This window comes from Nonomuraea sp. NPDC052265 (assembly GCF_044547985.1).
Classification (GTDB): Bacteria; Actinomycetota; Actinomycetes; order Streptosporangiales; family Streptosporangiaceae; genus Nonomuraea.
On record NZ_JBIUBJ010000001.1, the window covers coordinates 356793 to 368848 of the forward strand.

The following is a 12056-nucleotide window of genomic DNA, read 5'->3' on the forward strand; positions in this document are numbered from 1 at the left end:
TAACCATTTGTCGCATATGGGGATATTGCGGTAGCGGCGACAGGTGGGGCATCGTATGGAAAACTGAGATCTTTCAAGGCTTGAGCGCAGTAAGCACAGGAGGATGACTCCGGGTGGAGATAGCCAAGGATGACCGGCTCATTATCGATGGCGAGCTGGTCACTGTCATGGCTGCGACGCCGACCCGCATGGGCTTTGAGTGCATCATCAAGTCCCCCACTCGGGGATTACTCGAGCGCTTTGTCCGCTCCGGAGACGTAGCTGCATGCAAGGTGCCAGCGTCGGACGGCAGCGGCGACAGTCAGCGAGCAATCACTGCGGTGTGGGCACAGTGGATGCGCTGGGCGATCCCCCGCATCCGATCTGCTGTGCTCGCGACGCGCCCCCTGCGGCCCTACGCCCACCAGGACGATGCTGTGTTCGGGGTAATGCTGTCGCAGCCACGACTGAGGTTCCTGCTGGCGGATGAACCCGGAACCGGCAAAACGCTGATGACCGGCATGTATTTGGCAGAAGGGCGCCGACGAGGGCTAATTCCCGGCAAGACCATCATCATTGTCCCCGCCCACCTCGTAGGCAAATGGATCCGAGAGCTGGAACGTTTCTTCGGCATCAACGCCCACCGGATCACCCCCGAAATCGGCAGAGATCCACTCGACCTGCGCGACGACGTGGACGTATGGGTCGTCTCCCTCGACCTGTACACCTACAACCCCGACGTTCGCCGCAAAATTGTCGGCAGCCGCGCATCCTGGTCCCTGACCGTGTTCGACGAGGCACACCGGCTGACACCCACCTCCCAGCACCTGGGCACAGCACGGCAACTGGCCGACGCCACCCACCACCTGCTTCTGCTGACCGCGACCCCCCACCGCGGCAAGGAGCACTTCTTCCGAGCTCTGCTCAACCTCCTCGACCCGGCGATCTACCCATGGGACGGCTCCGCGAAGGACTACGACACCGCCCTGCGCCCCGGCCGGGACAACTTCCTTCGGCGCATGAAGGAAGACCTTCGAGACCTAGACGGCGAACGGCTCTTCCCCGCACGCTACGCCGAGACCCGCCCCGTCGATCTCACTCCTGCGGAGGACGACGCCTACCAGGCGGTGATGACCTACGTCGACACCTGGTACTCCTCCGACTCGGTTCTGGCACGTTCCATCTACGGCAAGCGCGCCGCATCATCGATCACTGCCGCCCTTGAAACGTTGCGTCGCCGCAGGACCGCCCTGTCTGGCAGCCAAGCCGGTCGCGTCGCTTCACTCCCACCCGAAGGATTCGACAGCGCCGACTTTACCCGCGCCGACCTAGATTCCGACGAGGCATGGCGAGATGCAGAGGAGGCCGTCCTCCAGGCCCGCAGTAACGACCGCCGAGCCGAACTGGAGGCGGTCAAAGCCGTGATCGGCCAGCTGGAGCACGCCTTGACCTCCAAGGACGCTCCAGCGAAATGGCAGATGACCGAGAAGATCATGGCCCACCACGACATCGTGCCGACCGCCGGGCAATTGCTCGTCTTCACCGAATTCACCGACACTGCGCGCTGGCTGGCTGACCTGTTCCGCGCCGCCGGTTTCAGTACCGAAGTCCTCGACGGCAGCGTGGACCAGCGTGGTCGAGAGGACATGCAGATGCGGTTTCTCAGCAACCGCTTCCAGGTGCTGGTCTCCACCGATGCTGGCGGCGAAGGCATCGACCTGCAATCCGCCCACGTGATGATCGACTGGGACATCCCCTGGAGCCTGGTCCGCCTCGAACAACGCGCTGGCCGCCTGCACCGCATCGGTCAGCAGCGTGACGTATCCGTCTACCATCTCGTCGCGCCCGAGACCCGCGAGGGTCGCGTCCAACAAGTCATGCTCGACAACCTGACCGCCGCCTCCAACGCCCTGGACGGCCGCCTATACGATCTGCTCGACGCCACCGTCGACCGGGCAGGGTTCGACTTCGGTGCCGCAATGGCCGCCGCCCACAGAACACCCGGCTCTGTCGGGCAGGTCCTCGCCGCCGTCCCCGACGCCCAGACCCTCGTCGAACGCGCACGGGAGATCGTCGCCGATGAGGACCGGTTAAAGACCCCCGTCAACACCGGCGAGGCGATACAGCGACTGGCAGCCGACCGGTTGCAAGCGATCAACCCGGTCATCGTGTCGGCGTTCATCGACCAGGCCGCAGTGGTCGAAGGCTGGACCGTCGCCACCGGCCCCACCTCCGGCATCCGAATGCTGCGCGCTAACGACGCCCCTTTGCCCGAATCGTTCGGCGGCACCCGCGAGTGCCTCATCGCCGCCGACGCCGCCGCAGTCGCCAAAGCGCAGGAAGAACAGTTCATGCGCGCTGCGGACGTCGTCGTCTTCGGCCCCACCGAAGAACCGTTCCAAGAACTGGTCGAGCGCGCCATACGTCACTGCGAAGGCGACTTACTCGCCGGCGCCGCGGCCGTCGACCTCGCCTCCCTCACCGCCTACACCTTGTTCGTCTACACCGCCGCACTCGAACACCACGACGGACTCCGCCGCACCCGCCGCACTGTGCCGTTCCTCATCCGCTACTCCGGAGCTGGCGCGTTCCCCACCGCCTGGGAGTCGGTCATGAACCTCACGATCGCCTCGGCACGGCCCACAACACCCTTACCCGCCGCACGCGTCGAGGCTGATGAAGCAGCTCGCGCCGCAGTGGCCGCCGAAGCAGCCCACGTCGAGCAACAGCAGCGCGCCATCACCGCCAAAACCCGCACGGACATCAACGACATCGAACGCCGCTACAAGCGACAGGTCCGCAGCCTCGAAGCCAAAGCCAGACGAGAAGCACTCGCACAATTCGACAAGCTCAAGGCGGACCGGCTCGCCCATCTCGACCTCGTCGACGAGGTCACACACACCAACCCGAACCTGCTGGGCTGGATCCAAGTCTCCGGCGGACTCAGAGCCGACGAGATGGGCCGCGACCCCGACTCTGAGAAGGTCGCTATAGCTAAGGTCGTCGCCGAACTGGAAGGACTCGGCTGGCTGGTCGACGACCGGCAAACGGCAGGACTCGGCTACGACCTGCTCGCTCGCAAACCCGGCACCACAGACCAGCGCCTCATAGAGGTCAAAGGCTTCGCCTCCGACATTCGCCCTGTCGTTCTTGAGCAGCACGAATGGGCACAAGCCCAGCAACGCGGGTCCGACTATTGGCTGTACGTCGTGCTGTACTGCGCAACCGGCCCCAAGGTCATGATCCGTTGCCAAGACCCCGCCGGCACCCTCACAGGGCCCAAAGTCATCCAGCGTTTCAAGATCCCCGTATCCCAACTCCGCCGTCTGATGGAGACCCCATGACCGCCGCCGAGCGCAAACTCATCGACACTTGGTTCCCCTGCACGGCGGTCGACGAGGCCTGCGGCAACAGCGCTGGCTCAGGCCAAAACGAAAAGGCCATCTTCACATGGTTCGCTTCACGGCCCATCGCCCAAGCCCGGGCGGCTGTGGCGACAGCCCTCCTTCCAGACGAGGAGGGAGTCCACTCTTTGGTCGACGCTGCCATCAGGGGTGATCGCAGTGCAATCGACAAGCTAGCCGACATCGTCAACGCCTCGTACCCCGATGGGCGGCCGGTGGTCCTCGACGTGTTCTCCGGACGCGGCATGATTGCATTAGAGGCAGCCCGACTCGGGGCTACTGCTGTCGGAACGGACCTCAGTCCGGTGGCCACCCTGGCGGGCAGGATTCTCGCCGACTACCCTCTGCGCGACTGGTCATCCGAACCCCCGTTGCCCTGGATGTCCGGCAAGTATGCGGACCAGTCGCTCTTCGCAATAGATGAGCGACCTCGGCTCGTTTCCGATCTTGAAATGCTGCTTGCTGAGATCGGCCGTCGAGTACGAGTTGCCGTCGAGCCCCATTATCCCAGGAATGCTGACGGGTCTTTCCCCTGGGGATATCTTTGGGCGATCAGCATTCCGTGTGATGGATGTGGCCGCCGCTTTCCTTTGCTGGGTAGTATGATCTTGCGCAACCCTTATTCGAAGACGAGCGATCTCGGCCAATCGCTTCGACTGGTCATAGACGGCGATAGCTGGCGAGTAGAGGCAATCGCAGGCCAGACCAATCAGGCTCCCACTTACTCGTCTACGGACCTGGGCGATGGAAGGAAGCGTAAAGGAAAGAGCGCCCGATGCCCTTTTCCTTGCGGTCATGTACACAGCCTAGAAACAGTCAAGGCCAAGGGGTTCGCAGGCGAGTATCGTGATGAAATACTTCTAGCAATTGATACTGAAGGCAAAGCGAAACGTGTATTCAGAGAACTGCGTCCAGAAGAGCGGGTAGCCGCTTATTCTGTAAATCTGTCAGCCCTTGAGGGATTTGGCACGCTGAGCGCTGTCCCCGACGAACGTATCCCTGCAGGAAACGTTCACACCGTTATGGCTAGTGGATATGGGTACCGAACCTTCGGCGAACTCATGGTCGATCGCCAAGCGCTTCAGTTTGCCGAGACCGCCCGGGCAATTCATGAATGCAAGCTTGAAGCCGTCGCGGCTGGCCTTTCGCCGGATTATGCACGTGCGCTCGCTGCGTTCGCTGGAGCGACACTAATCCGGCGACTGCGGTACTCCACCCGCGGGTGTCGTGTCCAGGCCATGGGGAAACAGGATGGATCCGCCCATAACGGGGTCAAGGTATCTGACCTTTTTGCAAACGAGGCTGCCCTGAACTTCCAGTTCGACTGGGTGGAAACCGGTCCTGGAACCGGGCCGGGAACATGGACATCCGTTAGCCAAACCGGATTGCGCCCTTATCTGACCCATGTGCAAAACCTCCGCGGGTCGGCTGCCAGGTTCCGCCAGGCAGACGCAATGGCACTTCCGTATCGAGACAATAGCGTTGACGCAATTGTCACCGATCCTCCATATTACGACATGATCGAGTATGCGGATGTGTCCGATCTCATGCACGTCTGGTTGAAGAGGACCTTGTTTGACAGCGAACCAGACCTTTTCGGCCGCAAGGCCGTGAGCACCAAGGATGGTCTGCAGAACAAGAATGACGAAATTATCGTCCGACGAGTTCATGAGCCAGGTCGAGTGCGCCACGACAAGGATTTCTACGAAGACTCTCTATCGAAGGCATTCGGAGAATGCCTTCGAGTACTTCGCCCCGATGGACATCTTGTCGTCGTCTTCGGTCACTCTGACCCTGACGCTTGGAAACGCCTGCTGGCAGCCCTTCACGAGGCGGGATTCGTCGTCACCAGTTCCTGGCCGAGTCGCACAGAGTCCGCTAACACCGGAGTGGCCTCCATCAAGGTCACTGTCACCATCGGGTGCCGCGTTGCCCCTGCAGATCGGGAGCCCGCCACCGCAGCGCAGGTCGACAAGGAAGTTGCCGACGCAATCAGAGACAGGGTTCAGGGCTGGAGAAAAGAGGACCTGGCGCTCGGCGACCAGATGATGGCTGCCTACGGACCGGCTATGGAGGTATACGGCCGCTACTCCAAGGTGATCAAGCCCGACGGGGAACTGGCGTCGCTAGAGCGATACCTCACGCTGGCCCGCCGCAGCGTTCGCGAAGCGACCGCGCTCCGCTTGGACAACATTCCTATCGAGACCTTTGATGCAATCACCAGATTCGCGGTGTTCTGGATGCGCATGTATGGGCGCACCATCGTCCCAAAGGGCGAAGCCCGCTTCCTCGCTCAGGTCGACAGTCTACGTCTCGAGGACGTGCGGGGCGATCTACTAGTCGAGTCCAGCAAGGGGTTTCAGCTGGTGCTCTCGCCGCCAGCCCATGTAGGACCAGATAGTGCGGAGTTCGACGTTGCCCGAGCGATAGCCGGCGCGTACGCCGAGGGCGGCACAGAGGCCGCGGCCGCCGTCCTCGCCAAGTGGGAGCGTCCCGTCGATGATGAACACCTGTGGGCCGTCATCGGAGATCTCGCCGCCCAGCTACCGCCCAGCGACAACGTCGCCAAAGCTCTGACCGCCGTACAACGCAATACCAGCACGATAAAGAACCTCGCCCGCGGAATCGCCGACGCGCTGGCAGAGGAGCACCCCGATCGCCGACCGACTCTGTTCGATATCGAGGAAACCCGATGACCCCCCCGTACAAGCATTGGGCCGACCTGCTCACCCTGCGCGAAGAGATCACCAACTCAGCGGGGCAGATCGCTGATCTGCAAATGTCGCTGTACAGCGCGGTCTACACCGACCGCGATGTGCCCTACGCCGACTGCGGCTACTACGCCGAGATCACCGAGCCGACAGAACGGCTGAAACAGTTCATGGGGGCGGTCGCCCGTCGCCTCGGCACGCGAAGGCGTGGTACCAAGGCGCTGTTTCACCTCGACCAGGGTATGGGGGGAGGTAAAAGCCACGCCCTGGTGGGCCTGTACCACCTCGCAAACGACCCCGAGACCTTCCTGACCACTGAGCTGGGCCAGCAAATAAAGACCGAGGCCGAGCGCCTCGGTGGGCCCATCGACTTGTCCGGCGCTCGCGCAGTAGTGTTGTCGGCCGACAACATGACGCCAGGCGTGACCAGCCCGGAGTTCGGCCCCGCCACAAACCTGCACGAGCGGTTCCTGTGGTCGCTGCTGCGCGGCGACAAGGCCCTTTACAACCATCACGTGGCCGAAGGCCCGAACAAGGCGGCCCTGGCCCGAGCTCTACAGGCGGCCAGCAGCGGCCCCGTGCTGATCCTTCTGGATGAGCTCATGGACTACGCCATGCTGCTGTCCGATAAACGGCACCTCGCTTCCATGCCGAGCGAAAAGGCGTTTCTGAACAGCCTGATGGACGCCGTCGACGAGGTCGACCAGGTCGCTTTCGTTGTTGTGATGATCCGCTCCGATTATGACGAGCGCGGTTACACCGTGGAAGCCGAGGATCTGCGCGCCTACGTGGCGCAGCGGTTGGAACGTAACGGCCTCAGCGATTCGGTTACTGAGGCAGGGGATTTTTCCGCCATCATCCGGCGCCGGCTGTTCGAACCGGCTGGCAATCTCCCGGCTCACGCGCTCGCCGCTCACTGGACAGCGTCGGCGCAAGGGGCGTGGCAAGATCAGGTATTCACGCGGCTCGGAAATCGTCGCACTCTTGCCACTCTGCAGGACCGACTCGCCGTGAGCTATCCGTTCTCTCCAGATCTGATGGCACTCGTGCATGACGACTGGTCCCCTCACGCGGGGTTCCAGCGAGTGCGTTCCACCGTGGAAATCTTCGCCGCGACCGCCTACTACTGGATGCGCGAGCATGCGGCGGGTCGCTGGGCCCCCGACCTGATCGGCATCGGCGATCTGCCGCTGCATGTCGTCATCGAGCACATCCTGTCCTCGGGCCTCCTACACGGGAACGAGCGCGCCGTTCAGGGGTACCGCCAGGTCGCTGCCACCGACGTGATCACCAAGGACGGTCGTCACGGCCGCGCTCGTGAACTCGACGAGGTGATCGCCGCCCGCGGCGTAGAGGCCGGGCAGCCTCACCCGGCGTTACGCATGGCGTCCGCCTTATTCTGCTACTCACTCGTACCGCGCGCCCAGGCCAAGCGAGGCGCCACCAAACCCGAACTGCTTGCCGCTGTTTACGGACCGGGAGTGTCGTTCCAGGCCGCTGAAGAGGTGTTCAACGCCCTCATCAGCGACGAGGAAGGGCTGGGCGCACTGGAGGTGACCGACACTGTCCTAGGCAGGGGCGTCGCCCGATACCACCTGGCGGTTGCCCAGACCCTGCGCATGTTTTACAAGCAGGCGCGAAACACGGTCCAGCCTGCTGATCGTGACTCATATATCTGGGACAGAGCCAAAGCCATTGCCCAAGCAAATCCGGGGCACTTCGACCAGGTCATCCCGGTGACCATGCCTGATGTCGCCGCAGCACCTCTATCGCAGATATTCAGCGACGTCGATCAGAACGCAAAGACCCGCCTGGTGATCCTCGACCCGCGCCGCTGGACCCTGCACAACGGCCGCGACACCCCGACCCGCGCTGAAGTCAGCGCCCTCCTCGGCATCGGCACCCAAGCCTTGCCGGTGGACAACGCCGCTTCCTGCGCGGTCGCCTGCGTCAACACTCAGCGCCGTGAAACCGTCCGCAAGCGCGCCGTGGAGGTTCTGGCATGGCGAGCAGTCATCGCCCAACTGGACCCTGAGGACGACAAGCGTGCCGAAGCTCAAACTGAGCTACGCTCCGCCACCGAACGCGTTGAGGCCGACCTGCTGAAGGCCTACCAGCATTTCGCCTACCTCACACGGACGAACGACGAGACCAAGGACGAGTGGCACCGCTTCGACGACGACACGAAAACCGCTCTCAAGGGCGGTCACGTATGGGATGCGCTCGTCGTCGACCTCGGTCGTGCCGTCTACCCAAGTAAACTCGCCGGCGACTACCTCAAGACCCTTCTCTCCAGGATGCCCCGAGCGCTCACCCTCAAGGAGATCGGCCAGCAGTTCTACAAGAACCCGGCCTTCCCGATGGTGCCCTCGCTTTCCGACGTCCGGCAGGCCATCTACCAGACCCTCAGCGGCGTCGACCCCTATGAGGTCGTAGACGGCCAGGGCACCGTTCTGAGGATCTCGTCTGCCGACGAGCTCTCCATCGGTTCGATGGATCTTTCGCTGCGCAAGGCGTCCAGCGCCCCACCTGTCGAGGGCCCGTCGGGGACTATGCCTGGAGGCGGCGGAGATAAGCCGAAGCCTGCTCCTGCACCTGGGCCTGCTCCCAAGCTTGGTCCCGACGCCCCTCCTGGCAATGACGAACCAGAGGGCGATACTCCGACTGTTGAGTACCGCCGTTACCAACTCGAGGTTTCCAACCGGAGTCTGGTCGACCAAGAGGTACGGCGCTCCATGGCCAATCTCCTGCAGGCGGTGCTCGACGCCGTTGACCCGGAGGTCGGGGGCGACCTGCAACTTTTGGACCTCCAGCTGAATCTCACTGCTAATCCAGCCGCAGTAGCAGAGATCGCGGAGCGAGCTTCAGAGGCCAGGGCAATATGGGATGAAGAGGAAGTCGATTTTTAGATCCACGCTAAGCGGTGAAGCATTCCGGCGCTGATGCGTGGCCTGGCGCGCAGGCCACGCATCTTAAGACGGCAGTTGGACAGGTGCGTGTGGCCCTGGACGTCTTGGCCTTAGAAGGCAATCAAGTTTCAAGGGCGGCTTCGATCCGACGGTTGATTCGGCTGTCGCGGCCATCGAGGCACTTGGCGTACCGCTTGAGGAGGACCTCCACGCTGTTGCCCGCACGCTCCGCTACTACCGTCGCATCAACGCCGGCGTTGAGCCACGTGGACAGGGCAGCATGACGCAGGTCATAAGGCTTTCCGGCGAGTGGTGAGGTGACCTGTTGTGGGGTCAAGGCAAGGCGGCGGGCCTCTTCCCAGGCACGCGAGTAGGTAGACGCGCCGAGAACGCTACCGCGCTCGTTCCGGAACAACCGGCCATCTGGAGCGGTGCCGAACTCCTTAAGGTGCATGCGCAGGATGCGAACCAACTCCGGCGGGATCGGCACAGGCCGGACGTCTTGTTCCTGCCGCTGCTTAAGCCCACGCTGGTCGTGCACAGTTCCGTTGTCGGTCCACTGCTTGCCGCTGCTTGGACGAGTGATTTCGAGGGTGAGCAGTCCCCACCCTTCCTCCGGCAGGTGGCAGTCGGTCTTGCGAAGTCCGATCGCCTCGGCGGGACGGAGGCCGGCGAAGTACAGCGTGGCGAAGAACGCCACCAGGCGGCGGCCTCTCCCACGGTGCCAGCTTCCGACGTAGGAGAGGCTTACGAGAAGTTCGCGGGCTTGGGTGGGGTTGACCACGCATCGCCGGTCAACGCTGTTGTCCCTGGCGACTTTCTTCTGCTTGACACGCTTGAGCGGGTTCTCGGTCAGCTCGCCGAGGTCGATTGCATATTCAAGAGCGGTGTTGAGACCGCGGCGTCGGCGGGCCGTCGTGTCGGCGGCCGCTCGCTTGCCGTCGCGTGTGAGGGTGAGTTCCTCGCAGACGTGGCGGGCCACGATGGGGTCTGCGAGGTCGCTCACATTGAGCGTGCCCTTACTGAGCAGGCGTACGGCGTTTGCAAGGTGGAGCGGGGCCGCCTCGCCCTCCTGGCGCGGGATGAGGGCCCACTGCATTGCAGCTCTGATCTCCTTCTTGGAGAGGTCGGAAGCCTCGTCGATCAGGAAGGCGAACGTGGCCACTGTGAGGCTGTCCACGATGCTCTCGCGGGTCTTGGCTGCGGCGCCCTTCCAGCGCATGCGTACGTACTTGCGGCAGAAGTCGTACCAGCTCAGGGAGGCCTTTTCTGCGGTCTTCGTCATGGAAGCGGGCAGGCCGGTGACCGTGTCGAAGGGTTCGCCCTTCTTCGCGGCCTTGAGCAGGTCGGCGCGGAAGTGGTCGGCGAGCGCCTTGGTCAGGAACGACTTGGACTTGGGCTCCGTGCCGACCTTCCAGCGGAGTTCGTACGGCTTGGCACGGCCCTTGCGCTGCCGGATGGTCCAGATGACGACGTCGAGGGTTTCCATGGGCTGCCCCTCCTAGGCTGCGGTCTGCTCGAAGGTGGTGAGCCAGGCGTCCAAGTCGCAGCGGCGGACCTTGCGCTTGCCGTTGGGGAGCTTCAGGGACCTCGGTCCGCGGCCGGTGTTGAGCCAGCGGTAGAAGGTGGACTTCGGGACGTCGATCTCGTCGAGGACCTCGGCGATGGTGAGCAGGGTCTTGGGACGCGTTGTCATGGTGGTGACTGCCTTTCGGGCCTCGTGATCGGTGCTGGGTGATGCCTCGGCGGTTGTGCTTGGCGGCTGGTCACCGAGGGTGGTCGTGGGCGGTTCCGGAGGGGGGAGCCGTCCCAGCCGTCCCAGGGTCATTTCTGCAGGTCAGGCCTGGGACGGCTTGATTGGGTGGGACGGGTCATGCCGTCCCGGCGATGGGAGCCGTCCCGCTCTGACCTGCGGTGACGAGGCTGGGACGGCTGGGACGGGCCTCTCTCTCGATCGGTACGACGTCGGCCTCTGGGACGGGTCCGAGGGTGGGGCAGTAGCGCGCCCAGGCGTCGGCGAAGTCGCCGCGTTGGTAGCCCTTGGCCTGTTGACCGTTGGGAAAGCGGATGTTGCCTGAGCGGATGTCGTACTCGCGCAGCATCGTGCCGAGCTTCATCGCCGTCAGGCCGGCCGGACCGTGATCGGCCCACTCGCTTTCAGGGTCGGTCTTGAGGCGCTCCAGCAAAATGGCGGTAGGTAGTGCGGTGTCGGTGCCGAACGCGGCCCGGCAGGCGGCCAGCAGGCGTACTCGGGCCGAGGTCTGGCCGTTGTCGTCGGCCTCGGCGGTGAGGGTCAATGTCGCGGTACGGGCGCGATCAGGCCAGCTTCCGCCCGCGTGGTCAGCGACGATGACGAGGGGCTCCCAGGTGTCGGCGGCGCGGTCTTCTACCGGCATGCTGGGTTCTGCCGCTTCCAAGACGGACAGGTCAGCGCGGAGCCACAGATTCAGAGCAGAGGCAAGGTCACGGAGAGCGGGCCGATCACGTCGGTGCCGGTACGGGGCGGCGTTCTCGCCAGGGGCGCGTCGGCGCATGCGGATGACGACGGCGCGATCTTCGATGGTGTCGGGCATTGCTCCAATGCCGGCTAGTGCGGCCATGGCGAAGGTTGGGATGCTCTCGACGCGGTTTGTGGCGGCGTCGTAGCGCTTGGCCGGGCGGTTGCGCTGGTGGCCGGCGTTGAGCAGGCCGCGAAGGTCCTCGTTGCCGTCGGCCTTGGGGCCGAAGATGGTGTCGGCCTCGTCCACGAGCATGGTCGGTGGGTCTTCGGTGATGGAGCGATAGACGGCGGCGCTGGAGCTGTTGACGGTGATGAACGGCTCGTGGCAGGTCGCCTCGACCACGTCCAGGAGCCGGGACTTGCCGCAGCGCTTCTCCGGCCCGCGGATGACCAGCCGTGGCGCGTGCGCCCAAGCCGGTTGCGCGTGGGTGGCGGCGATCCACAGCGTGACGGCATCGGCCGCCTCGGAACTCGGCAGGATCACGTAGCGGGTGAGCGCGGCGCGTAGTCGATCGAGCAGGGCGGCGCCGGTCGGTGTGCGGTCGTTCATGGC

6 protein-coding genes are annotated in these 12056 nt (G+C 63.8%); 3 read left to right on the forward strand and 3 right to left on the reverse strand.

Annotation, left to right across the window (positions count from 1 at the left end):
• Positions 1 to 113: 113 nt before the first annotated feature.
• Genes ACIHAD_RS01775 through ACIHAD_RS01785 form a run of 3 tightly spaced genes read left to right on the forward strand, consistent with a single transcriptional unit; the run spans position 114 to position 9003 of the window.
• Positions 114 to 3323: a helicase-related protein gene (locus tag ACIHAD_RS01775; RefSeq protein ID WP_397352402.1), complete on the forward strand. Its 3210-nt coding sequence runs from the start codon at positions 114 to 116 to the stop codon at positions 3321 to 3323.
• A complete protein-coding gene (locus ACIHAD_RS01780; protein WP_397352403.1) occupies positions 3320 to 6079 on the forward strand; it encodes a hypothetical protein in 2760 nt (919 codons plus the stop codon). The genes ACIHAD_RS01775 and ACIHAD_RS01780 overlap by 4 nt, the downstream gene beginning before the upstream one ends.
• A complete protein-coding gene (locus ACIHAD_RS01785) occupies positions 6076 to 9003 on the forward strand; it encodes a hypothetical protein (RefSeq protein ID WP_397352404.1) in 2928 nt (975 codons plus the stop codon). The genes ACIHAD_RS01780 and ACIHAD_RS01785 overlap by 4 nt, the downstream gene beginning before the upstream one ends.
• 121 nt (positions 9004 to 9124) lie before the next feature.
• Here ACIHAD_RS01785 and ACIHAD_RS01790 read toward each other — a convergent pair whose 3' ends face one another.
• The 3 genes from ACIHAD_RS01790 to ACIHAD_RS01800 all read right to left on the reverse strand — a co-directional run bounded on the left by ACIHAD_RS01790 (position 9125) and on the right by ACIHAD_RS01800 (position 12053).
• Positions 9125 to 10492: a tyrosine-type recombinase/integrase gene (locus ACIHAD_RS01790; RefSeq protein WP_397352405.1), complete on the reverse strand. Its 1368-nt coding sequence runs from the start codon at positions 10490 to 10492 to the stop codon at positions 9125 to 9127.
• Positions 10493 to 10504: 12 nt separating this feature from the next.
• The gene (locus tag ACIHAD_RS01795) at positions 10505 to 10699 is read right to left on the reverse strand and encodes an AlpA family transcriptional regulator (protein WP_138688512.1); all 195 of its coding nucleotides are present in this window, start codon (positions 10697 to 10699) and stop codon (positions 10505 to 10507) included.
• Between the two features lie 175 nt (positions 10700 to 10874).
• Positions 10875 to 12053, reverse strand: coding sequence for a DUF3631 domain-containing protein (locus ACIHAD_RS01800; RefSeq protein WP_397352406.1), 1179 nt, complete (start codon positions 12051 to 12053; stop codon positions 10875 to 10877).
• Between the last annotated feature and the right edge of the window lie 3 nt (positions 12054 to 12056).